Below are 24,073 nucleotides of genomic sequence, written 5' to 3'. Positions count from 1 at the left end.
ATGACTTCCACCGTTTCTCCCCGCACCGGCGGCCAGGTCCTCGTGGACCAGCTCATCCTGCACGGCGTGCAACAGCTTTTCTGCGTGCCCGGCGAAAGCTACCTGGCCGTGCTGGATGCCCTGTACGACGCGCAGATCGCCGTCACCGTGTGCCGCCAGGAGGGCGGCGCGGCCATGATGGCCGAGGCGCAGGGCAAGCTCACCGGGCAGCCCGGCATCTGCTTCGTGACGCGCGGCCCGGGGGTGACCAATGCCTCGGCCGGCATCCACATCGCGCACCAGGATTCGACGCCGCTCATCGTGTTCGTGGGCCAGGTGGCGCGCGGCGCGCTGGGCCGCGAGGCGTTCCAGGAGCTGGACTACGGCGCCGTGTTCGGCACCATGGCCAAGTGGGTGGTGCAGATCGACGACGCGCGCCGCGTGCCCGAGCTGGTGTCGCGCGCCTTCCACGTCGCCACGTCGGGCCGCCCGGGCCCGGTGGTGGTGGCGCTGCCCGAGGACATGCTGACCGATGCGGTGCAGGTGGCCGACGCCCTGCCCTACACGGTGCCGGAAACCCACCCCGGCGCCACCGCGCTGCAGGAACTGGCCGAGCGCCTGGCCGCCGCCGAGCGCCCCGTCGCCATCCTGGGCGGCAGCCGCTGGTCAGAGCAGGCGGTGCGCGACTTCGTGGCGTTCGCCACGGCCTGGTCGCTGCCCGTGTACTGCTCGTTCCGCCGGCAGATGCTGTTCCCGGCCAGCCATGAAAGCTACGGCGGCGACCTGGGCCTGGGGGTGAACCCCAAGCTGCTGGCGCGCATTCGCGCGAGCGACCTGGTGCTGGTGGTGGGCGGGCGCCTGTCGGAGATTCCGTCGCAGGGCTACGAGCTGTTCGACATTCCCGTGCCGGCGCAGCCCCTGGTGCACGTGCATGCCGATGCCAACGAACTGGGCCGCCTGTACCGGGCGACGCAGTCCATCCACGCCACGCCGCAGGCCTTTGCCAACGCACTCGCTGCGCTGCAGCCGCCCGCCGCGGTGCGCTGGGCGGCGCACACGCAGGCCGCCCGCGCCGAGTACCTGGCCTGGAGCGATCCGGACCCGATCCGCATCCCGGGCCCGCTGCAGATGGGCGAGGTCATGCGCCACCTGCGCGACGTGCTGCCGGCCGATGCGATCTTCTGCAACGGCGCGGGCAACTTCGCCACCTGGGTGCACCGCTTCTGGCCGTTCACCGCCTATGCCAGCCAGCTGGCGCCCACCAGCGGATCGATGGGCTACGGCCTGCCGGCCGGCGTGGGGGCCAAGCGGCTGTGGCCGCAGCGCGAGGTCGTGGTGTTCGCGGGCGACGGCGACTTTCTGATGCACGGCCAGGAGTTCGCCACCGCCGTGCAGTACGGCCTGCCCATCATCGTGGTGCTGCTGGACAACGCCATGTACGGCACGATCCGCATGCACCAGGAGCGCGAATACCCCGGCCGCGTGAGCGCTACCCAGTTGAAGAACCCCGATTTCAAGGCCTATGCCGCGGCCTTCGGCGGGCATGGCGAGCGGGTGGAGACGACGGCGGAGTTCGCCCCGGCGCTGGCACGCGCGCGGGCCAGCGGCCTGCCCTGCGTGCTGCACTGCCTGCTGGACCCGGAGGCCATCACGCCCACGGGCACGCTGCAGGGCATCCGCAGTGCGGCGCAGGCCCGCAAGCCGGGCTAGGCGCTCAGCGCGGGCGGCCGTCCCGGGGATGCCCGGGCCGCGCGAGTGTCAGCCGTGGACGGGCACCGCCATGTACTGCTCGCGCCAGGCTTCGAACGGCAGGGTGTCGGCCGATTCGATAGCCTTTTGCTCGGCCACCGATTGCGCCGCGGCGGCCTCGAACCGGACCTGCTGCGCCTCGGTCCAGGGCATGGCCAGCAGCGTGTCGCGCGCCCATTGCGATCGCTCCAGCGCGAAGGCGCTGAAGCTCTTGCCGTGCGCCTCCGCCATGCGCTCGAGCACGCGCGCCGACGGCGTGGCCTGTGGCTGCTGCATGAGGCGCCGGGCATCGGCCAACGCGCTGCCGTAGTCGCCGGTGCCGTGCGCGGCGTCCAGCGCCGCGGCCAGTGGCTCGCATTCGGCCAGCACCTGCGTGCCCCATTCGGCCAGGGGGATCTCGCGCCCGGCACGCTGCAACAACAGGCCCGGCTCGCGGCCGCGCTCGGCGGTCAGGTGCTGGTTGCGCTGCAGCTCGGCGATCTCCTGCGGCGTGTCGGGCGGACTGTCGGACAGCAGGCAGTGCAGCAGGAACACGTCCAGCAGGCGCATGGTCTGCGTCTCGATGCCCAATGGCGCGAACGGGTCCAGGTCCATCAGCCGCACCTCGACGTATTCCACGCCCCGGTCGCGCAGCGCGTTCAGGGGCCGCTCGCCCGAGCGCACGGTGCGCTTGGGGCGGATGGTGCCGTAGAACTCGTTCTCGATCTGCAGCAGGCTGGTGCCCAGCTGGTTGTATTCGCCCCCGGGGTTGCGCACGCCCAGCGCCTCGTAGGCGGGGTATGGCCGGCTCAGGGCTTCGCGCAGTGAGGCGGCGTAGCCGTCCAGGCCGTTGTAGCTCACCGCCAGCGTGGCCTGCGCATCGCTCTGGTAGCCCAGGCGGCCCATGCGCAGCGAGGTGGCGTGCGGCAGGTAGAGCGCCTCGCCGCCCAGGCGCTGCAAGCCGTGCTCGCGCCCCTGCACGAAGCACGGGCACAGCGCGGGCGAGGCACCGAACAGGTACAGCAGCACGAAGGCATGGCGGCGGAAGTTGCGGATCAGCGCGAAGTATTCGTCGCTGGTCACATCGGGCAGCGACCAGTTGTAGTGGATGCCCGAGATGGTCTGCATGCGCCGGCCGTAGCGGTGGCCCAGCCCCATGCGGTACACGCTCTTGGCGCGCCCCACGTTGGACGAGCCGTAGCGCGCCAGGGGAATGGTCTCGTCGGTGGGCAGGCCGCAGGGCATGCTGGACAGCCACAGCATCTCGCCGCCCGAAGCCTGCAGGCTGCGGTAGACAAACTGGTGGATCTCGGTGAGTTCGTCCAGGCACTCCTGCACACCCAGGCGCGCGCCCGTGATCAGCTCGATCTGCGACTCGCTGTAGTCGGTGGTGATGTGGGGATGGGTCAGCGCCGAGCCGAGCGCCGCCGGGTGCGGCGTGAGCGCTAAGCCTCCCGTGGGCAGCACCCGCAGTCCCTCTTTTTCGATGCCACGGCGCATGCCAGCCAGTCGGCTGGCGGGCTGCGCGTGGATTTTCCGCTGCAGATGGCTCATCATCATTTGGTCGTTTCTTTATAACCTGATCGTCGGTTCGGCCCGGAACTTAGCACGGCCGGCACACTCTCGCTGGCGCACCAGATCAAGACCTTGGCTTCGCGCGGCTGCACCGCCCTTCGCAGGCCGGCCCGCGGCCCCGGGTGCCGCATTGCACCATCGCGCGTGTCGTGGCCAGCCAACGCAGGGCGTGCAATGCGCCCGGTCCAGCCACTGTTCCCAGGCAAGCCCTCGCCCGCGGAACGCACACGACGCCCATGAACGACTGGACACCATGCCCAAATTCTCAGTGCGTCCCACCACCTCGTCCGCAGGCGTGCCCGGCAACTCGACATCGAGTGCCCACGCCGGTGCGCCGGCCAGCCAAAAGCAGGCCCACCACAAGCTGCACCAGCTCGACCCGCGGGCCGCGCAGAACGAACTGCTGTCGCCCCTGTACGACGCGGGCCGGGCAGCGCGCAAATACCTCGCGCAGCCGCTGCCCGTCGCCGATGCCGCGGCCATGCCCCCGCGCAAGCCCCGATCAGTGCTGGGCCAGTTGGCGAACAAGGTGGGCAGTTGCTTCGGCATGGCGCGGGGCAACCCGAAGCCCGTCGAGGAAATGCTCCGCTACCAGAACACCCCGCAGGACCCCTCGCGCATCCCGCCGCGCAGCCGCGGCCAGTGGGAAAGCGTGGCGCCGGTGCTGGCCGGCCAGATGAAGGCCGGCGAAACCGTGCGGCTGGCACAGATCGCCGTGGACAAAGCCATCGCGATGGAGCGGCTGGTGCAGCACCACGAAGCGCACCAGGCCACCGAGGCCGGCTTGCGCGGCCAGCGGGCCGCGCACATGGCCGACCAGGCGCACCAGCTCACCAGCGAAAAGAAATCCCTGGCCATCTGGCAGGCCGCGCTGCATGCGCAGCAAGCCGCCGCGCAAAAGGAACTGCAGGCCACGCAGCAGCGACTGGACCAGGCGCTCGAGCGCTTGCGCGCAGACAGCGAAGAGGCGGGCGGCAGCCGCCGGGGCGAGCTGGACGGGCTGGCCGAGCACATCGAGGCACTGCAGGCACTGAAAAGCCGACAAGCCGACAAGCACGCCGAACTGGTGCTGCGCAGCCAGGACAAGGAGGCCGCGCTGGAACACACCCAGCGACTGGCCCAGACCGCCGCGCGAGAAATGTTCGAGTTCGAAGCCGGCGCCGCCGACCTGAAGTCGCTGCAGCCGGCCCTGGCCCAGCGCCGCAAGGAGGCCGAAGTGCAGCTGGAGCATGCCCAGCGCCGCCACCGGATTGCGACCGAAGCCCTGCAAAAGACCTATGGCGAGGTCATCGACCTGCAGCTGCGGCGCCTGCCCGGCTTCGAGGTGTACCGAAGCTCGCCCGAGATCGAGGCCCTGCGCGAGGCGCTCCGCGACTGGGTGAAGACCATCGACCCCACCCGCCACGGCGCCGAAGCCATCGAGCCCGCGGGCGCACTGACGATAGCGATCAAGGCCCTGGCCGATACCAGCGAGGGCAATGCCGAGGTGGCGCTGAAGACGCTGCAGGCCCTGCGCAACCACACCTGGGGCACACTGCTGCCAGCCCCGGCCGCAGGCCCGCACGCAGCGCCCGCGCTGGACGATGTCACCCAGCGCACGGTGGACCTGCTGGCCCGCATGCCGCGCGGCACCCAGGCGCTGGGCCACCTGCTGGCACCGGCGGCCGAAGGCATGCCCGACCACACCCGCCGCCACACGGCGCGCCTGGCCCTGCAGACCGAGGCCGCGATGCGGACCGCGCCCACACCGCAGCTGCGCGAATGGCTGGCCGCCGCCTCCCATGCCGCCCGCACGGCCCTGCACGCCGCCGACCCGGCCCAAGCCCTGGCCGCCTGCACGGACGACGAGCGCGCGGCCTACCACGCCATCCGCAACGGCTACCGCAGCAACGCCGAGGGCTCCCCCTACGACCGCGCCAACCAGCACCTGCAGAAAATCGCGGACTGGCTGCACGACATCGACCACACCGAGGCCGATGCGGCCAGCCCCGCTACGCCAAAGAGCCGGCGGGGCCAGAAGATCAACCCGCTGCGCTCGCTGCCGCAGGCCCTGCAGGTGGGATCGGCCACCGCCTTGCCCACCCCGAACCGCCGGGCGGAAGACGAACTGGAGAAAGCGGTGGACCACCTCACCCAGTACCTCAGGGCCGCGCGCGCGCAACGGCCGGCGACCGAGGTGCCCTCCGAATCCGAACTGGCCTGGCAGGCCATCGCCGAAAAGATACGCTGGGCGCCCGAGGGCACCGAGCGCGCCTCCATGGTGCTGGACACCGCCCTGCTTGACGGCATCCGCGCGCAATGCGATGCCGCACGGCGCGATGCGGCGCGAAAAACCGCCCGCCGTGGCGGCGAGATCACCACCTCCACCGAATCCCCCGCGATGCGCTCCGCATGGGAGCAACTGCGCGCCGAGCCGCACACCGGCGCGCAAGCCCTCGCCCTGCTGCAGCACGCATTGCTGAGCGAGCCGCTGCAAGAGGCGAAAAACGGATCCACCCCGCCACCGGTCAGCGCCGATGGGGAACACGTGCAGGCCCAGGTCAATGCCTTTCACGTGGCGCTGTACAAAGCCCTCAACCTGCTGCACGACGGGGACCCGGCCAACGCCACCAACAGCCGGGCGCTGTTCAACCTGCTGCGCGATGTGGCCCAGCACCTCGAATGGCGCGACCGGATGAAGCTGCTGGGCCAGAAGACCTACGGCGTCAACCTCGGTCCGCTGTCGGCGGCCGCGGCGATCACGAGCGCCGTGGGCCTGGGCGTCAAGCTCATCGGCGGGGTGCAGCACAACGAGGACCGCATCCTGGAGCTGTACCGCGGCCGCACCGGCATGTACCTGCAGATCACGTCCCAGTCCACCAACCAGGTACAGGCCGGTGCCGGGGTGAACACCGGCTACTCGGTCGCGATGGACACCGATCAGGCCAGCTTCGGCGTGACCGGCGGGGCCGACTGGCGCTGGCGCGGCGAGCGGGGCGTGGAGAACGGCGTGCAGATGCGCATGCCCCGGCTGACCAAGAACCGCGAGCCCCAGCTGGACGCGCAGTTCATCGACGCGCTGGAGCATCTGTTCGACATGGCCGCCCCCACCGGGGATGGCCAGCCGGCCCGCCGGGACTGGATGCGGGAGCTGCTGGCCCACCATCCCGAGCTGAGCATGGGGATCATCGACGACGCGCAGCGCAGCAGCATGGGCACCGAGACCAACGTGTCGCTCAGCGCGGGCGTGCGGGTGGGCGAGGTGGCGGGCAAGGGGCGGCGGGCCGGCGTGTCAGCCGGCGTGGGCGTTAAATCCCGGCAGGATAACGGCCAGACCCGCACCACGGTGGCCGGCTACATGACCACCATCTACCGCGATGCCACGGCCCAGATGAAGGTGGAGGTGTCGGGGCGCGCCACGCTGGGAGTGCAGTTCGCGGAATCCGTGCAAGACGATCCGAAGAACGGCCCGCGCCAGAAGGCCAGCGGCAGCCTGGGGCTGCTGGATGCCAGCTACGGCCGGGAGCTGGTCTCCAAGGCCGTGACCCACTTTTGCACGCTGTTCGTGTTCGACGACGAGATCGACCCGATGCGCAGCGACCGCGCCACCGATGTCTCGGAGTTCGACGTGTTCCAGCAGCTCGTGCGCGACGAGTGGGACAGCTGGTCGGCCTACGGGGTGGGCAAGCTGGGCGCTGCGGTGGACGACGACTTGAAGCATGTCGCGTCCGAACTGCAGCTCGAACACTTCATGGAGCAGACCCAGGCGTTCGCCCAAGGCAACGGCCTGGCGGCCATGTTCGCCGACAAGGCGATGAAGGCGCCCGCCGCCCCCGCGCTGGACATGTTCCGCGCACTCGCCCGCATGGATGGCGAAGCCGCCAAGGCGAAGTTCGAGACGGCCTGCACGGAATACGAAAGTGCGGCCACGGCATTCGAGGCGGCCGGCATGGACCTGCGCTCCACCCGCGCGCACCTCCAGCAGGCCCGCACGGCGCTGGAGGCGGACCAGACGGCCGCCGCAGCGGAGCACCTGGAACAGGCCGCAGCGCGCATGCAGCGCAAGGCGATGGGCAAGACCGGCCGGTCGCCGGTGATGGCGCGTCGGCGGGACGAAGGGGTGGCGCACATGAAGCAGGCCGCGTTGTGCCGGGAGCAGGGAGCAACGCGCCTGCGGGAAGCCCAGGGGCATGCGCAGGGTTTCGACGACTTGGTGGTGAAGGACGAACTGTGGGAGCCCACGCTGCTGCTGCTGCGCGAAAAGGCCAAGATCCTGCGCGAGCGCGGCCTGGACTTCTTCCTGAAGCGCCAGAACAACCGGGGCGCCGAAGCCATGCGCACGGTAGCGCAGTGGATCTTGTACGAGCCCGTGCTGCGCGCGGACCCCGGCCACGAGGTGGAGCCGGCCGGGCAATGGAAGGCCACGGCAGCCGCGCCTGCGCAAGCGCGCCTGGCCACCGTGCCCGAAGGCGATGAGGAAGGCGAGATCCAGGTCCACCGGGACTGAGCGCGCTCCCGGGGGCCGCGCCCTCGGCCGCCCTCAGGCGCTGCGTTCGGTCACGGGCGGCGCGTCCGGCGCCTTCGTGTTCATGCTTTGCAGCACCTGGTCCGCGTCGTTGCGCAGCTCCTCGGCCAGCCCCACCGCCAGGCCCAGGCGGCGCAACAGCCACGGGCCGAGCTGGGCATCGAACGGGTCGGGCAGCGGCTCGGGGCCGGGCGAGATGCGCGGGGGCATGGCGGCATCCGCCGCAGCACGGGGCGCGGACAGGGCGTTGCCGATGGCCTCGGCCGTGGTGGCCAGCGGCGCCTGCAACCGCTCGGGCTCCAGGTGGCCGCGGCGCAGCAGCAGCATGGTCTTCACGGCCGTGAGCTGGGCGAGCAACTGGTAGCAATGCACCTGCAGCCGTTCCAGGGGTTCGAGCGGCGGGCGCACGGCACGCGGCTCCGACAGCGACCGCTGCGTGGCCTGCACCAGGGCCGAGAGACTGTCGTAGGCCTCGCGCCGCGCCAATCGCCAGGCCAGCTCGGGCGCGTTGTCCACCGCCTGCAGTTGCCCCAGGGCCAGCGCCTCGCGCGCATGCAGCGCCTGCGCAGCCAGGGTGCGCGACACGAGCGCGGGGATCTGCGTGCGCTCCCACGAGGGCAGCACATAAGAAAACGCCCAGGCCACGCCGGTGCCGATCAGGGTATCGGCCAGCCGCTCGAACAGCGCGAAGGCCGTGCTGCTGCCCGCATGCAACATGTGCGACTGCACCAGCCCGAGCACCGTGGCCGCCACCGCGGTGATGAGGTAGCGGCGCACGGCAAAGCCATGGGCCACGGCCTGCGCCAGCGTGAGGCACACGATCAGGCCCAGCGCGGTGGGGTGCATGGACAGCAGCCCCAGCGCCAGCACGCAGCCCAGCAGCGTGCCGGCCACGCGGCTGTTGCGCCGCTCCAGCGTCTGCGCCAGGCTGCCGCGCAACACCACCACGATGGTCAGGAGGATCCAGTAGGCGTGCGTGCCCCAGGGCAGCGCTTGCGCCACCGCGTAGCCCACGCCCATGGCCAGTGCCGCGCGGATGGCGTGGCGCAGCGGCGGCGCATCCCAGCGCCACAGGCCGTTGAACGGGTGCCACGACCACGCGGTGGGGCTCACGAACATCTGCCAGTTCGCGCGCACCACGGCCAGGTTGGGCTCGGCCTCGCCGCGGGCCAGGGCGATCATGCGCAGCGCCTCGTCGTTGATGTGGCCGATGCGGTCCGCCAGCCCGCGCGCCAGCAGGCGGGGCGACGGGTTGGCGCCCTCGGGCCCGGGCTGGGGCTGAGGCTGAGGCACTTCGTCCCAGCGAAGGGCCGCCAAGTGGGGCCGGTGGTCGGCAAAGGCGGTGGGCCTGCGGCCGATGAGCATGGCGTCGGCCAGGCGCTCCATCTCGTCGGCCACGTGGTGCAGCACGTCGCGCAGTCCGACCACCACGGGCGCATGGCCGGGGTGGGCCTTGAGCGTGTCCAGGTCCAGCTCGCAGGCCAGCAGGTGGTCGCGCATTTCCAGCACCAGCAGCAGCATGCCGGCCAGCCGCTGGCGCCGCGGCGTGCGGGGCGACTCCAGCACGATGTTGCGCGCGGCCTGCAACTGCTCGGCCAGGGCCGCCTGCCGGTGCAGCAAGGCCCCCGCCAAGGCGGGCGCGGGGGGGCCCTGCAGATCGACGGGCGTGAATTGCCGTGCCTGCACGCGCATCAGCGCGGCGAGCGCCAGCAGCGCATCCGCCACCGACTGCACGCGGTAGCGCGCGTTGAGCGCGTGGTTGGCCACCACCGAATACACCACGTACAAAGCCGCCCCGAGCGCGAAATGCCCGGTGGTGGCCAGCGCCGCCGTCAGCGGGTCCACGCCCGGCGTGGGCGGCACGGCCATGGAGAACACCATGGAGAACATCACGGCCACCGCGATCGGCACGCCGCGCTTGCCCCAGGCCATGGCCAGGAACGCGACGAAACTGGCCGGCACGATCAGTAGTCCCAGGGCCAGCTCCGAAGGGTGCAGCATCTGCACCCCGAAAAAGAGCGGCACGCCCAGCAGGGGCGCCGGCAGCATCTGCCAGAACTTGCCCCGAGCCGGGCCGGGCAGGTCGGGCGGCGCCGTGACGATGACCCCGACCGACGCCGAGGCGGCCGCCGCCGCGCCCAGCCACCCGTGCACCCCGGCCGAGATGAGCAGCAGGCCGAAGGCCACCGACAGGCCGTTGAAGACATAGTGGCTCAGCGCCACGCGCAAGGCGGCCCGCAGGCGGTGTTCCGGAGAGATCCTCATAAGCCGGCGAGCGTACCGCAGCGCTGCGCACCGCGGCGTCAGGCAGCGCCCCATTTGCAGGGCCGCCGGGTAACATCGGCCACCCCGTCGCCGCCCGGCCCGCCCCATGTCGCCACCCACCCCGTCGCCATTCCACCGCACCTGGTCCCCTGCCCCTCGCCGCACACCCTGGTCGGTGTTGCGGGGGCTCGCCGCGCTGTGCGCAGCGGCCGTGCTGTGCGGCTGCGCGGGGGTGACGGTGTCGTCGATGTCGCCGCGCGAATACCTGTCGCAGCGGCGCGGCGACGTGCTCACCAGCGGCCGGGTGAGCGAGGCCACCGAAGAGGTGCTGCGCGTGATCGGCAGCGATGCCGACACCTGCGCGGACGACCTGGCCGACTGCCGCAACCAGCTGGCCGCCTCGAACGGCATCAGCGAGGAGCAGCGCCTGTCGGCGCTGGCCGAGGTCTGGCTGCAGGTGGGCCTCGAAGGCGAACGCGACCGCAGCGCGCCGTTGCCGCAGGACGAGGCGCTTGATGCCTGGATGGAGTCGGCCCGCTACGCCTGGGCCTATCTGTTCTTCACGCAGCGCTCCCCCGGCGAGCGCGCATTCGAAGACCGGCAGACGCAAGTGCGCGACTACTACAACTTCGCCACGCAGCGCGTGGTGTCCCTGCTGTTCCAGCGCTACCGCGCCGAAGGGCGCCGGTCGGACGAGGCGCGCACCCTCGGCGCCTGGCGGATTTCCAGCGACGCCTCGGACATCCGACTGCCCAGCGACGCCCCGCTGCCCGAGGAACTGATCCCGGCCACCACGCTGCGGTTTTCCGGCGTTCGCAACACCTACCGGCGAGACGGATTCGGCACGGAACTGGTGGCGGCGTCGGTACCCGAGCCGGGCGAGCAAGCGCCCGCACCGTTCAAGGAAATGCCCTACCCCGCGGCCACCGCGCTGTTGCGGTTTCCCGGCAAGACGCTGGGCGAAGTGCTGCGCACGCAGGAGGTGCAGGTGGCGATCTACGACCCCTACCACACCGCGCGGGTGGAACTGGGCGGGCAGCAGGTGCCGCTGGCGGGCAACTTCACCGCGGGGTACGGCCTGTGGCTGGCCCGCTCTGGCTTTGCCACGCAGGCCATGCGCACACTGCTGGGCTGGAGCGACCGGCTGGACGCGCCGCGCATCCACCTCATGCAGCCCTATGACCCGAACCGCCGCACCATCGTCATGCTGCACGGGCTGGCCAGCAGCCCCGAGGCCTGGATCAACGTGGCCAACGAAGTCCTGGGCGATGCGCAGTTGCGGGACGCCTACCAGGTGTGGCAGGTGTACTACCCCACCAATGCACCGCTGGCCCTCAACCAGCACGACATCCGGGAGGCTCTGGTGCAGACGCTGGCGCACTTCGATCCCGCCGGCACGGCGCGCGCATCGCGCGACATCGTGCTGGTCGGTCACAGCATGGGGGGCGTGCTGGCGCGGCTGCTGGTGTCCGAATCCGGCGACACGCTGTGGGACGAGGTCATCGGCCGCCCCGTGCTGCCCCCGGAAGACCAGGCCCGGTTGCGCGAGGACCTCGGCCCCTTCTTGGTGTTCCACCCCATGCCCCAGGTGAGCCGGGCGGTCTTCATCGCCGCGCCCCACCGGGGCACGCCGTTCGCCAACAAGACCCTCTCGCGCTGGCTGGCCAACATGGTGACGCTGCCGCTGGCCGTGCTGGAGCGCTTCGGCGATGCGACCCGCACGCTGGCCAGGGCACAGGCCACGCAGCCCTCGTCCGGAGGCGTTCCGCCGCGCCTGCCCAACAGCATCGACAACCTGGCCGACACCGACCCGTTCGTGCGCGCCGCCGCCAACTTGCCGATCGGCCCGCGCGTGCGCTACCACTCCATCATGGGCCGCGAAGACCCGGGCACCCCGCTGGCGCAGTCGAGCGATGGCATCGTGCCCTACGACAGCGCCCACCTGGCAGGTGCCGAGTCGGAGCTGGTGCTGACCTCGCACCACAGCGTGCAGGAGAACCCCCGGGCGATCCTGGAGATCCGCCGCATCCTGCGCGAGGCGCTCGCGGCCGAGCCGGTGCGCTGAACCACCGGCGCGACGCGACGCGGGCCCCGGACGCTCAGCGCTGCTGGGCCAGCCGCACCTCGTTGGTCCCTTGGGCCGCACCGCTTTGCGGCACCTGTTCGCCGGTGCGGTCGGTCACCTCGGCCAGTCGCGCGGCGAGCTGCTCGGGCACATCGGACCCGATGCCCAGATGCACCCCCTGCGTGAGCGTGACGTGCGCCGCCTCGAAGGTGCCGGCGCCCGCGCACAGGATGGTGCGCGTGGGCGCGCTTTCGTGCGCCAGCACCAGCATGGCCGGCACCACGGCCTCGGGCTTGAGGGCGGCCAGCACCTCCTCGGGCATCAGGCCCTCGGTCATGCGGGTGGCGGCGGTGGGCGCGAGCGCGTTCACGTGGATGCCGTGCTTGGCCCCTTCGATGGCGAGCGTCTGCATCAGCCCGACCTGCGCCAGCTTGGCGGCGCCGTAGTTGGCCTGGCCGAAGTTGCCGTACAGGCCGGTGGACGAGGTCGTCATCACGATGCGGCCGTATTGCTGCGCCACCATGTGCGCCCACACGGCCTTGCAGCAGTGGGCCGCGCCCATCAGGTGCACATCCACCACGAGGCGGAAATCGTCCATGTCCATCTTGCCGAAGGACTTGTCGCGCAGGATGCCGGCGTTGTTGACCAGGATGTCCACGCGGCCCCAGGCATCGACGGCCTGCTGCACCATGCCCTGCACGGCCGCGAAGTCGGTCACCGAGGCGCCGTTGGCCAGCGCCTCGCCGCCGGCCGCGCGGATCTCGTCCACCACGGCCTGCGCCGCACCCACGGCCGCGCCGCTGCCGTCCACCGCACCGCCCAGGTCGTTGACCAGCACCTTCGCGCCGCGCGCCGCCAGCGCCAGTGCATGCTGGCGGCCCAGGCCGCCGCCCGCGCCCGTCACGATGGCCACGCGGCCCTTGAAATCGATTGCCATGGGTTTCTCTCTCCTGTGGGCCCCGCGGGCCAGTGGATGGTTTTGCAAAAGCGGCCGCGCAATGTGCTGCAATCGGCCCAGCACGAATTCTGATCGAGCCCCCACCGCATGGCCATGCCCCACCGTCCCGATGACGACATCACCCTTCGCAAGCTGCACATCCTGCGGGTCTTCCTGGAGGCGGGCAACCTCGCGCGTGCGGCGGAGAGCCTGGACATCAGCGCGGTCAGCGTGCACCGCGCCCTGCACTCGCTGGAGGACGCGCTGCGCTGCCCCCTGTTCCGCCACGAAGGCCGCCACCTGCACCCCACCGAGGCCGCTCACCACCTGGCGGAGGTCGCGCGCGAGCTGCTGGGCACGCTGGCCGAGGGCATCCGCTCCACGCGGGCGGTGGCCGGGTATTCGTCCGACCGCATCCGCATCGGATCGCTCTATTCGCTGACCAGCCGCACGGTGCCCACCCTCGTGATGGGCATGAAACGGCGCCTGCCCGAACTGCAGACCGAACTGGTGCTGGGCTCGGACGCCGACCTGCGGCAAAAGCTGCGCAACGGCGCCATCGACGCCGCGCTGATGGGCTCGTCCGGCGATATGCCCGACCTCGAGTGCGAGCCCTTGTTCGAGGACGACATCCACTTCGCCGCGCCGGCCGACTCGCCCTACCCGCCCGACGAGCCCATCGACCTGGCCGCCTGCGCCAGCGAGCGCTTCGTCAGCCTCACGGAAGGCTTCGTGACCTACCAGGGCTTCATGGAGACGTTCCGGGTGGCCGGCTTCACCCCCGACGTGGTGATGCAGACCGAGGACATCTTCTCGCTGATGAACCTGGTGAGCGGCGGCGTGGGCTGCACCCTGCTGCCCGGGCGGGTGCGCGGCGTGCTGCCGCCCAACGTGCGGCTCATCGCGCTGCAGCCGCGCTACCGCATGCGCCAGACCATCGCGCTGCACTTCCTGCGCACCCGCGAGCGCGACCCCAACCTGCTCGCCCTGCTGGCCGTCTGCCGCACCGCCAAGGCGGCGCTGTCCTGAACCGCCCTGCCGACCGTCTGGGGCAACCCTACGGGGTAACCCTGGATCGTTTCGATTAGCGTAAGTGTCGGCACGCCGCTGGCATTGATCCGCGCCGCCCGGCTGCGTATCGTCCCCTGCAAGAACAAAGCCCCGCATCCATGAGCACAGCCACCGGCATGTGCCGCCGCGGGGCGCCACGGACAGGAGACAAATTCAATGACTTCCCACTGGATATCCATCTGCGCGCTCGCCAGCATGTTCGTCATCGCCACCGTGCTGCCCATCAACATGGGCGTCATCGCCTTCGTCGGGGCCTTCCTGGTCGGCACGCTCGTGGCCGGCATGAATGCCAAGGCCATCATGGCGGGCTTTCCGGCCGACCTGTTCCTGACCCTGGTGGGCATCACCTACCTGTTCGCGCTGGCGCAGAACAACGGCACGATCGACTGGCTGGTCAAGCTGGCGGTGCGCGCGGTGCGCGGGCGCATCGCGGCGATCCCGTGGATCATGTTCTTCATCGCCGCGGCGCTCACGGGCGTGGGGGCCGTCAGCCCGGCGGCGGTCGCGATCATCGCGCCCATCGCGCTGGGCTTCGCGGCCAAGTACGGCATCAACCCACTGATGATGGGCCTGCTCGTCATCCACGGCGCGCAGGGCGGCGGTTTCTCGCCGATCAGCATCTACGGCGGCATCACCAACAAGATCGTGGCCACGGCCGGCCTGCCGCTGAACCCCATCGCCACCATGGCGGCCAGCCTCGCGGTGAACCTGGCCGTGGCCATGGCGCTGTTCGTGGCCATGGGCGGGCTGAAGCTGGCGCGCCAGCGCACCGGCGCCCGCAACACCCCGTTCGACCTGCCGCAGGTCGCCCACGGCCAGGGCGGCGCCCAGGTCTATGGCAACGCCGAGGGCGACTCCCTGGCCGAGGAACGCCGCACCGCCGCCCAGACCGACGACTCGCTCATGAACGCCGCCCCGTCCACGCTGCAAGCGGAGGGGGCGCGCTGGTACCAGGCGGTCACCGTCATCGGCCTGCTCACCCTCGCCGTGCTGACGCTGTTCTTCAAGCAGGACATCGGCTTCGTCTCCATCACCATCGGCCTGCTGCTCACGCTGATGGCGCCCAACCTGCAAAAGCGCGCGCTCGGCCAGGTGTCGTGGCCCGAGATCATGCTGATCGTGGGCGTCAGCACCTTCGTGGGCGTGATGGACAAGATGGGCACCATCGACTTCGTGGGCCACAGCGTGGCCGCGCTCACCTCGCCGCTGATGGCGGCGCTGCTGCTGTGCTTCGTCGGCGCGGTGATCTCGGCCTTCGCCTCGTCCACGGCGGTGCTGGGCTCGCTGATCCCGCTGGCCGTGCCGTTTCTACAAGGCGGCGGCTCGGGCGATGCCGGCGTGGGCGCGGTGGGGTTCATCGCGGCCATGGCCGTGTCGTCCACCATCGTCGATGTGAGCCCCTTCTCCACCAACGGCGCGCTGGTGCTGGCCAATGCGCGCGGCGTGAACCGCGAGGTGTTCTTCCGCCAGCTCATGGTGTATGGCGCCGCTGTCACACTGATCGCACCCGTGGTGGTGTGGCTGCTGTTCGTGGTGCTCTGACCGGCCGCCGGCCCCTGCCGTCCAATCTTCCAACCCACCACAAACTCCCATGAACCCCAGAGACTGGAACACCCGCGCGGACCGCCGCGCCGCCCGGCTCGCGCGGGCCGACCGCGCGCTGGCTGCGCACGGCATGCCGCTGGCCGGCAAACGGGTCGATGCCGCCGCCATCGGCACGCTGCTCGAAGCCGTGCTGGAGCCCGGCGACCGCGTCTGCCTCGAAGGCAACAACCAGAAGCAGGCCGATTTCCTGGCCGATGCGCTGGTGCAGGTCGATCCGGCGCGCGTGCACCACCTGCACATGGTGCAGTCGGTGCTGGCGCTGCCGCAGCACCTGGACGTGTTCGAGAACGGCATCGCCTCGCGGCTCGATTTCAGCTTCTCGGGCCCGCAGAGCGCGCGCATCGCGCGGCTGGTGTCGGCTGGGCGCATCGAGATTGGCGCCATCCACACCTACCTGGAGCTGTTCGCGCGCTACTTCATCGACCTCACGCCGCAGGTCGCGCTGATCGCCGCGCAGGCGGCGGATGCCGAGGGCAACCTCTACACCGGGCCCAACACCGAGGACACGCCCGCCATCGTGGAGGCCACGGCCTTCTCAGGCGGCATCGTGATCGCGCAGGTCAACGAGATGGTGGACGGCCGCACCACCACGCTGCCGCGCGTGGACATCCCGGCCGGCTGGGTGAGCTTCGTCGTGCAGGCCCCGCGCCCGCATTTCATCGAGCCGCTGTTCACGCGCGACCCGGCGCAGATCAGCGAGATCCAGGTGCTCATGGCCATGATGGCGATCAAGGGCATCTACGGCGAGTACGGCGTGCAGCGCTTGAACCACGGCATCGGCTTCGACACCGCCGCCATCGAACTGCTGCTGCCCACCTACGGCGAGTCGCTGGGCCTCAAGGGCAAGATCGCCCGGCACTGGGCGCTCAACCCGCACCCGGCGCTGATTCCGGCCATCGAGGCCGGCTGGGTGGAATCGGTGCACTCCTTCGGCTCCGAGCTGGGCATGGAGGACTACATCCGCGCGCGCTCGGACGTTTTCTTCACCGGGCCGGACGGCAGCCTGCGCAGCAACCGCGCCTTCTGCCAGGCCGCGGGCCACTATGCCTGCGACCTGTTCATCGGCTCCACCCTGCAGATCGACCTGGACGGCAACAGCTCCACCGCCACGCTGGGACGCATCGCGGGCTTCGGCGGCGCGCCCAACATGGGGGCCGATGCGCGCGGCCGGCGCCATGCCAGCCCCGCCTGGCTCAAGGCCGGCGAACAGGCGCGGGCGGGCCGCACCGGCGCGGCCGGCACGCCGCGCGGGCAAAAGCTCGTGGTGCAGATGGTGGAGACCTTCCGCGAGCACATGCAACCCGCGTTCGTGGAACGGCTCGACGCCTGGACGCTGCAGGAGCAGGCCGGCATGGCGCTGCCGCCCATCATGATCTACGGCGACGACGTGACCCACATCCTCACCGAGGAAGGCATTGCCAACCTGCTGCTGTGCCGCAGCGACGAAGAGCGCGAGCAGGCCATCCGCGGCGTGGCGGGCTACACCGCGGTGGGCCTGGCCCGCGACCGGCGCGCGGTGGAGAACCTGCGCGACCGCGGCGTGATCCACCGCCCGCAGGACTTGGGGCTAGACCCGCGCGATGCCACGCGCAACCTGCTGGCCGCGCGCAGCATGCGCGACCTGGTGCGCGCGTCGGGCGGGCTGTACCAGCCGCCCAAGAGATTCCGGAACTGGTAGGAGGCACCCCATGAGCGACATTCCCGCAGGGCTCGAAACCCTGGACTTTTCCTTCCCCGGCGGCCGCCCCACAGGCCCCTTCGCCCCCGTGCTGGTCGGCGTGGTCGGCTCCGGCAACCTCGAGGTGCTGCTGGAGCCCGACAGCGGCACCGGCTGCTCGGTGCGCGTGGAAACCTCCGCGCGCGGCTTCGGCCCGATCTGGCAGGCGGTGCTGGACGACTTCCATGCACGCCATGCCTTGGCCGGCGTGCGCATCGCCATCAACGACATGGGCGCCACGCCCGCTGTGGTGGGGCTGCGGCTCGACCAGGCCGTGGCCGAACTGCCGGGAGCGCGATCATGAGTTTGAGCTACGCGGAATGCAGCGCGCGCGAGCGCCTGGCCCACCTGCTGGATCCCGGCAGCTTCCATGAATGGCTGCCGCCGGCCGAGCGCGTGACCAGCCCGCACCTGGCGCAACTGGGGGTGCCCTCGGCCTTCGACGACGGCGTGGCCGTCGGCCGCGCCACGCTGGGCGGGCGGCTCATCTTCGTGGCCGCGCAGGAGGGCGAGTTCATGGGCGGCGGCGTGGGCGAGGTGCACGGCGCCAAACTCGTGGGCCTGCTGCGGCGCGCGCTGCGCGACCGGCCCACGGCCGTGCTGCTGCTGGCCGAGTCCGGCGGCGTGCGGCTGCACGAGGCCAACGCCGGGCTGATCGCCGTCTCGGAGGTCATGCGCGCCGTGCTGGACGTGCGCGCCGCCGGCATCCCGGTGGTGGTGCTGATCGGCGGCGCCAACGGCTGCTTCGGCGGCATGGGCATCGTGGCGCGCTGCGCCGACCACGTGGTGATGAGCGACATGGGCCGCCTCGCCATGTCGGGCCCCGAGGTGATCGAGGCCTCGCACGGCGTGGAGGAATACGACGCGCGCGACCGCGCCCTGGTGTGGCGCACCAGCGGCGGCAAGCACCGCTGGCTCACGGGCGACTGCGACGCGCTGGTGGAGGACGACGTGGCCGCCTTCCGGGCCGCCGCCATCGCCGCGCTCGGGGCTGCGCGGCCCGTCACGCCGGCGGCGCTGGAGGCCGAACACGCGCTGCTGGCCGCCCGCATGGCCGCGCTGGACCACCTGCCGGACGATGCCCACGCCGACGACGCCACCGCGCTGTGGCAGGCCCTGGGCGTGGCCGATGCCGCCCACGTGCCCGAGCTGGACGTGGCGGCGGTGCAGGGCCTGCGCCCGGCCTGAACCCGCAGCAACGAACGAGAAGGAACCGACATGCAATGGAACACCCTGGCCGAAAGGCTCTTCGGCGCGCAGCACGGCATCGTGGCCGATGGCGACCTGCTCTCGGGCACGCCCACCTTCGACGGCCAGCCCCTGGCCGTGATCGGCACCACAAACCATGCGCCCATCGGCGTGCGGCTGGCGCTGGCCCAGGCCCGCGCGGTGCTGGACACCGTGGCGCAGCACCCCGGCCGCGCCATCCTGCTGCTCATCGACACGCAGGGCCAGCAACTGCGCCGACGCGACGAGCTGCTGGGCATCAACCGCGCCATGGCACACCTGGGGATGGCCATCGACCTCGCGCGCCGGCATGGCCACCGCGTGGTCGGGCTGGTCTACGACCAGGCGCTCTCGGGCGGCTTCATCACCTCGGGCCTGATCGCCGACGCCTGCTACGCGCTGCCCGAGGCCGAGATCCGCGTGATGCGCATTCCCGCCATGGCGCGCGTGACCAAGCTGCCCGAGGCCCGGCTCACGGAGCTGTCGCAGTCCAACCCCGTGTTCGCCCCCGGCGTGGACAACTACGTGGCCATGGGCGGCGTGCGCGCGCTGTGGGAATGCGACCTGGCCGCCGCGCTGCGCGAGGCCCTGGCCCACACGCCCACCGACGACGTGCGAGCCCGGGACGGCGCCGCGCGCGGCGGCCGCCAGCTCGCCGCCGCCGTGGCGCAGCGCGTGCTGGACGCGGTCTGAGCACGGGACGCCCCCCCTTCACGCACCCACGCCCATGGCCACCGCCCTGCCCCTGCAGCGCCATCAGCTCGCCTGCCTGTCCGACGCCGGCTGGCAGCGCCAGCTCGCCCTGCCCTGGGACGGCGAGGCCCGCGAATGCCTCGATCACTGGGCCGCGCGGCGCTTTCCGCTCGTGGTGACCACCCAGCCGCCCGGCCCGGACGGCAGCATCGCGCTGGGCCTGCCGGCCCCCGGCCGCTGGGCATGGCGCCGCCTGGCGCTGCGCGTGGCGCGCGAAGACATCCTTTACTTCGACGCCTTGCCCCCGGCCCTGCTGGCCCAGCCGCTGATGCCGACCGGATCGAAGGCCGCCTGGGGCCGCCTGTGCGAGGCGCTGCAGGCCTGCGGCGTGGCCGCCCGCATCTACGGCAGCCACGGCTGGCAGCTCATCACCGGGCTGGACCACCTGCGCAGCGGCTCCGACGCCGACCTGTGCATCGGCGTGGCCGGCCCCACGCAGGCCGATGCCGTCGCCGCCTGCCTGCTCGCCTTCCCAAAGGCGCAGCCCCGGCTCGACGGGGAACTGCTGTTCGCCAACGGCGCCGCCGTGGCCTGGCGCGAGTGGAGCGCCTGGCGTGCAGGCCGCGGCAAGGCCGTGATGGTCAAGCGCCTGGCCGGCGCCGCGCTGGCGCAGGCCCCCTTCTGGCCGGCCACGGAACCGGCAGAGGAACCGGTGCAGGAACCGATGCCATGACCGCCAACGCACTGCGCCGGCCCGCCAGTGCCCCGCGCCCCGGCCCAGGCCCAGGCCCAGGCCCGGCCCCGCACACCATCGGCCGCGCCGCCACGCTGTCGCTCTACGACGAGCTGGCCCTGTCGCCCAAGCCTGGGCTGGTGACCCTCACCGACAACGGCAGCCACGCCGACATGGATGCCCGCACCTTCATGCGCAGCCTGTTCGCGCTGCGCGGCTATTTCGTGCGCATCGCCGCGCTGGGCCATGCCGGCGAAGGGTTCCCGGCGCTGGAGCGCTGCGGCATCGAGGCCGAAGCGCGCATGGCGGCGGCCACCGGCGGCGTCAACACCCACCGGGGCGCGATCTTCACGCTGGGCCTGCTGTGCGCCGCGGCGGGGGCCCTGGCGCGCGAGGGCACGCCCCTGCAGCCCACCGCGCTGCGCGAGGCGCTGCGCCGCCACTGGGGCGCGGCGCTGGCAGAGCGCGCCGAACGCACGCTGCGCGCGCCGCGGCTGCCCGGCGGCATCGCCACGGCGCGCCACGGCCTGCGCGGCGCGGCACAGGAGGCCGCGCTCGGCTTTCCCGTGCTGTTCGACACCGCGGTGCCCGCGCTGCGCCATGCGCTCGCCCGCGGGCTCGGCGTGCAGCAGGCGCGCGTGGACACGCTGTTTTCCGTAATGGCCGTGCTGGACGACAGCAACCTCGCCCACCGGGGCGGCCTGGAAGGCCTGCGCCACGCCCAGGCCTGTGCGCGGGGCTTTCTGGCCGCGGGGGGCGCCGGGCGGCCCGGCGGCCTGGAGGCCGCCCACGCCATCGGCCGTGATTTCGTCGCGCGGCGCCTGTCCCCCGGCGGTTCGGCCGACCTGCTGGCCGCCGCCTGCTGGGTGGTCCGCATGGCGCCGCCGGCAGGCAGCGCACCATGAGCTATGCCCTGGTGTTTTCGGGTCAGGGCATGCAGCACCCCGACATGCTGCCCTGGCTGGCCGACGGCGCCCCGGTGCGCGCGGTGAACGAACGCCTCGGCGTGCGCGACTGGCGCGCCGCGCTGCAGGACACCGATTGGGCCGCGCGCAATGCCCACGCCCAGGTGCTGCTCACCGGCCTGTCCCTGGCTGCATGGGACGCCCTGTCCCCGCTGCTGCCACCGCCGGCCGCCGTCGCGGGCTACAGCGTGGGCGAGCTGGCCGCCTTCAGTGCAGCCGGCGTGTTCGATGCCGGCACCGCGCTGTCGCTCGCCCAGGCGCGCGCCGAGGCCATGGACCGCTGCGCCGCCGGCCACCCCGGCGGCCTGATCGGCGTGAGCCGCATGGCACCGGCCGCCATCGACGCCCTGGTACGCGACACCGGCCTGGCCGTGGCGATCCGCAACGGCCCGGACAGCGTGGTGCTGGGCGGCGCGCTGGCCGCGCTGGACCGCGCCGAAGCGCTGGCCACGGCCCAAGGCGGCCACTGCACGCGCCTGCGCGTGGGCGTGGCCTCGCACACGCCGGCCCTGCAACCGGCGGCCGATGCCTTTCGCCAGGTGCTGGAGGGCACGGCTTTCGCTCGCCCGCGCACGGCCCTGTTCAGCAACGCGGCCGACCGCATCGCCAGCGTGCCGCAGGCCCGCGAGGCACTGGCGGCGCAGATCGCCCGCACCGTGCGCTGGGACGAATGCATGGACAACCTGCATGCGCGCGGCGTGCGCTGCGTGGTCGAGGTGGGCCCGGGCCAGGCGCTCGCCAAGATGTGGAACGCACGCTACCCCGGCGTGCCGGCCCGCGCCTGCGACGAGTTCCGCAGCGCGCAGGCGCTGGCCGCGTGGGTGGACAGCCACGGCCTGTCCTGATCCCCTGATCCCCTGGACGGCGCGGACCGGCGCCCCGGCACGCGGCGCCCTGCCAACACATTGGCAGCTTTTGCGAACGCGTTGTCGCTAAAGCACCCGGCACCGCCCTTAATCTGGGGACCCCTTCTTCCTCGATGGCGGCGGCACCGCCGGGAACACGTCCATGCTCACGCTCCATCACTGCCTCAGTGCACGCTCTTTCCGCCCTTTGTGGATGCTGGAGGAGCTGAATGCGCCGTATGCGCTGCAGGTGCTGCCTTTCCCGCCGCGTGTCCACGCGCGCGAATTTCTCGGCGAGAACCCGCTGGGCACCGTGCCGCTGCTGGTCGATGGCGAGACCCGCATGACCGAATCCGCCGCCATGTGCCAGTACCTGTGCGCGCGCCATGCCCCCACTCCCCTGCAGGTCGAGGTGGGCGAGCGCGATTTCGGACGCTATCTCAACGACCTGCATTTCGGCGAAGCCACGCTCACCTTCCCGCAGACCCTGGTGCTGCGCTACCGGTATCTCGAGCCGGCCGAGCGCCGCAGCCCCCAGGTGGCCGACGACTACGCCCGCTGGTTCCTGGCGCGGCTGCGCACGCTGGAACCCCGGCTGGCACAGCAGCCCTACTTGTGTGCCGGGCGCTTCACGGCGGCGGATGTGTCGGTGGGCTATGCGCTGCTGCTGGCCGAACACCTGGCGCTGGCCGCCGCGTTCACACCCGCCGTGACGGCCTATTGGGCACGCCTGCGCGAGCGGCCCGCATTCGGCCGGGCCATGGCGACGCAGGAGGCGGCGGCACGCGCGCAAGGGGTGCCGCTCACGCCATCGCCCGACCTGCGGCCCTGAGCCGGGCGGAACGGGGGCGGTGCACTGCCGCCGCGTGGCGGCGACGACGACAAGGAAGCAGGCAAATTCGGGTAAGGTGCTCTTCCGGCAAGGCCGCGACGCGTTGCCACGGCCCATCGTCCGGCCTTCAACGCGCTGCCGCGCCCCGGCCCATGGCCTGCGATTCATGGGATGGCTGCTCGCGCGACCTCCATCCCATCAGCGCAGCCCGCATTTTTTTGATTGCAAAGGAACACCCCCATGAAAGCCATCTGGAACGGCGTGACCGTCGCCGAGAGCGACGACACCGTGCTGGTCGAGGGAAACCATTACTTCCCCGAGAGCGCGCTGAAGCCGGAATACTTCACCTTCAGCAACCACAAGACCATGTGCCCCTGGAAGGGCCAGGCCACCTACCGGTCGCTGCTGGTCAACGGCGAACTGAACCCCGACGCCGTCTGGACCTATGCCGACCCCAAGCCCGAAGCCGAATCGATCCGCGGCCGCTTCGCGTTCTGGAAAGGCGTCAAGGTCGGCGCCTGACCGGGCCCCTCGGGTTATCCCTGCCCGCACTGGACAATCATGTGGATAACCCGGGACAACGCCTGTATGGCGACGCCAAGCCCTTGATTTTGCAAGGAAACCGATGCGCCGCCTCATTTTTAGGCACCCGGTTGCCCACAGGGCTGTGGTTATCCCTGGTGCCGCTGGACAATCATGTGGATAACTCGGGACAAGCCCTGTATGGCGACGCCAAGTCGTTGATTTTGAACGCCTACCGCTCGACTGCCTTCTTTTTAGGCAACCCAGTGTGCTCAGCGCTACGGCCCATGAATGCTATTAAAAACATAGCGACATGCCCTAGTGTTGATTGCACTGGAGGCCTTTTTCATCCCTAACCCTCTCGTTCACCGCCCTCCTGTGGCCGTTCGCCATGAGTGACCCTTCTTCCGTTCCCTTTTTCACCGCCCGCGTCGGCGACGACGGCACCCAGTGCGATGCCTGGCCCGAGCAGCCCTTGCTGCTGTCGCTGGAGCAAGGCGGCATCGACTGGCCCAGTTCGTGCCGCAACGGCACCTGCCGCACCTGCATCGGCCTGCTGGCCGAAGGCGAGGTGCGCTACGCCATTGAATGGCCCGGCCTGTCCCCGGAGGAGCGCGCCGAGGGCTGCGTGCTGCCCTGCGTGGCCTACCCGGTGAGCGACGTGCGGCTGGAAGCGCCCGGCATCTGAAGCCGGCTGAAATGATCTGAACCCGGGCCCGCCCCGCGCCCCCATGGGGCGGGCACCCTTGCTGCGGCGCGCGTTCCTCGCCCAGAATCTCCCGGACACGCATCGCCAAGGGAGGGAGGACA

At 71.4% G+C, this 24,073-nt stretch carries 18 protein-coding genes; 15 read left to right on the top strand and 3 right to left on the bottom strand.

What is annotated here, in order from left to right; all coding sequences use genetic code 11:
* Positions 1-1,689, top strand: a complete 1,689-nt coding sequence (locus tag AVKW3434_RS00300; protein ID WP_284403420.1) for a thiamine pyrophosphate-binding protein — start codon at positions 1-3, stop codon at positions 1,687-1,689.
* 48 nt (positions 1,690-1,737) lie between these two features.
* Here the strand turns inward: AVKW3434_RS00300 and gshA are convergent, their stop codons facing one another.
* Positions 1,738-3,261 carry a glutamate--cysteine ligase gene (gene gshA / locus AVKW3434_RS00295; protein ID WP_284404558.1) on the bottom strand — a complete coding sequence of 508 codons (1,524 nt, stop codon included), beginning with the start codon at positions 3,259-3,261 and terminating at the stop codon, positions 1,738-1,740.
* Between the two features lie 274 nt (positions 3,262-3,535).
* Here gshA and xopZ point away from each other — a divergent pair, with 274 nt between their 5' ends.
* Positions 3,536-7,768 (top strand): XopZ family type III secretion system effector, encoded by a 4,233-nt coding sequence (xopZ, locus tag AVKW3434_RS00290; protein ID WP_284403417.1) that lies wholly within the window; start codon positions 3,536-3,538, stop codon positions 7,766-7,768.
* A gap of 33 nt (positions 7,769-7,801) precedes the next feature.
* Here xopZ and AVKW3434_RS00285 read toward each other — a convergent pair whose 3' ends face one another.
* Positions 7,802-10,051 carry an FUSC family protein gene (locus AVKW3434_RS00285; protein WP_284403415.1) on the bottom strand — a complete coding sequence of 750 codons (2,250 nt, stop codon included), beginning with the start codon at positions 10,049-10,051 and terminating at the stop codon, positions 7,802-7,804.
* A 106-nt stretch (positions 10,052-10,157) separates the two neighbouring features.
* Here AVKW3434_RS00285 and AVKW3434_RS00280 point away from each other — a divergent pair, with 106 nt between their 5' ends.
* Complete coding sequence (locus AVKW3434_RS00280; protein ID WP_284403413.1) at positions 10,158-12,116, top strand: esterase/lipase family protein; 1,959 nt, start codon at positions 10,158-10,160, stop codon at positions 12,114-12,116.
* A 34-nt stretch (positions 12,117-12,150) separates the two neighbouring features.
* Here the strand turns inward: AVKW3434_RS00280 and AVKW3434_RS00275 are convergent, their stop codons facing one another.
* Positions 12,151-13,053 carry an SDR family NAD(P)-dependent oxidoreductase gene (locus AVKW3434_RS00275; protein WP_284399521.1) on the bottom strand — a complete coding sequence of 301 codons (903 nt, stop codon included), beginning with the start codon at positions 13,051-13,053 and terminating at the stop codon, positions 12,151-12,153.
* A 114-nt stretch (positions 13,054-13,167) separates the two neighbouring features.
* Here AVKW3434_RS00275 and AVKW3434_RS00270 point away from each other — a divergent pair, with 114 nt between their 5' ends.
* The 12 genes from AVKW3434_RS00270 to AVKW3434_RS00215 all read left to right on the top strand — a co-directional run bounded on the left by AVKW3434_RS00270 (position 13,168) and on the right by AVKW3434_RS00215 (position 23,951).
* The gene (locus AVKW3434_RS00270) at positions 13,168-14,082 is read left to right on the top strand and encodes a LysR family transcriptional regulator (RefSeq protein WP_284404557.1); all 915 of its coding nucleotides are present in this window, start codon (positions 13,168-13,170) and stop codon (positions 14,080-14,082) included.
* A 198-nt stretch (positions 14,083-14,280) separates the two neighbouring features.
* On the top strand, positions 14,281-15,666 hold the full coding sequence (locus AVKW3434_RS00265; protein ID WP_284403411.1) for an SLC13 family permease: 1,386 nt from the start codon (positions 14,281-14,283) through the stop codon (positions 15,664-15,666).
* 49 nt (positions 15,667-15,715) lie between these two features.
* A complete protein-coding gene (gene mdcA, locus AVKW3434_RS00260; RefSeq protein WP_284403409.1) occupies positions 15,716-17,407 on the top strand; it encodes a malonate decarboxylase subunit alpha in 1,692 nt (563 codons plus the stop codon).
* Positions 17,408-17,417: 10 nt separating this feature from the next.
* Positions 17,418-17,750, top strand: a complete 333-nt coding sequence (gene mdcC / locus AVKW3434_RS00255) for a malonate decarboxylase acyl carrier protein (protein WP_284403407.1) — start codon at positions 17,418-17,420, stop codon at positions 17,748-17,750.
* Positions 17,747-18,634 carry a biotin-independent malonate decarboxylase subunit beta gene (locus AVKW3434_RS00250; RefSeq protein ID WP_284403404.1) on the top strand — a complete coding sequence of 296 codons (888 nt, stop codon included), beginning with the start codon at positions 17,747-17,749 and terminating at the stop codon, positions 18,632-18,634. The genes mdcC and AVKW3434_RS00250 overlap by 4 nt, the downstream gene beginning before the upstream one ends.
* 30 nt (positions 18,635-18,664) lie before the next feature.
* Positions 18,665-19,366, top strand: a complete 702-nt coding sequence (locus AVKW3434_RS00245) for a biotin-independent malonate decarboxylase subunit gamma (protein WP_284403402.1) — start codon at positions 18,665-18,667, stop codon at positions 19,364-19,366.
* 34 nt (positions 19,367-19,400) lie between these two features.
* Positions 19,401-20,099, top strand: coding sequence for a malonate decarboxylase holo-[acyl-carrier-protein] synthase (gene mdcG / locus AVKW3434_RS00240; protein WP_284403399.1), 699 nt, complete (start codon positions 19,401-19,403; stop codon positions 20,097-20,099).
* Positions 20,096-21,004 carry a triphosphoribosyl-dephospho-CoA synthase MdcB gene (gene mdcB, locus AVKW3434_RS00235; RefSeq protein ID WP_284403397.1) on the top strand — a complete coding sequence of 303 codons (909 nt, stop codon included), beginning with the start codon at positions 20,096-20,098 and terminating at the stop codon, positions 21,002-21,004. Before mdcG ends, mdcB begins: the two co-directional genes overlap by 4 nt.
* A complete protein-coding gene (locus AVKW3434_RS00230) occupies positions 21,001-21,909 on the top strand; it encodes an ACP S-malonyltransferase (protein WP_284403394.1) in 909 nt (302 codons plus the stop codon). Before mdcB ends, AVKW3434_RS00230 begins: the two co-directional genes overlap by 4 nt.
* 163 nt (positions 21,910-22,072) lie before the next feature.
* The gene (locus AVKW3434_RS00225; protein WP_284403392.1) at positions 22,073-22,741 is read left to right on the top strand and encodes a glutathione S-transferase family protein; all 669 of its coding nucleotides are present in this window, start codon (positions 22,073-22,075) and stop codon (positions 22,739-22,741) included.
* A 240-nt stretch (positions 22,742-22,981) separates the two neighbouring features.
* On the top strand, positions 22,982-23,263 hold the full coding sequence (locus AVKW3434_RS00220; protein WP_092739949.1) for a DUF427 domain-containing protein: 282 nt from the start codon (positions 22,982-22,984) through the stop codon (positions 23,261-23,263).
* Positions 23,264-23,654: 391 nt separating this feature from the next.
* Positions 23,655-23,951 carry a 2Fe-2S iron-sulfur cluster-binding protein gene (locus AVKW3434_RS00215; RefSeq protein WP_284399480.1) on the top strand — a complete coding sequence of 99 codons (297 nt, stop codon included), beginning with the start codon at positions 23,655-23,657 and terminating at the stop codon, positions 23,949-23,951.
* Positions 23,952-24,073: the final 122 nt, after the last annotated feature.

Origin of the sequence: Acidovorax sp. SUPP3434 (assembly GCF_030159015.1) — a bacterium.
In the GTDB taxonomy this organism is placed as follows: domain Bacteria; phylum Pseudomonadota; class Gammaproteobacteria; order Burkholderiales; family Burkholderiaceae_C; genus Paracidovorax.
This window is presented reverse-complemented; position numbering and strand designations above follow the sequence as displayed.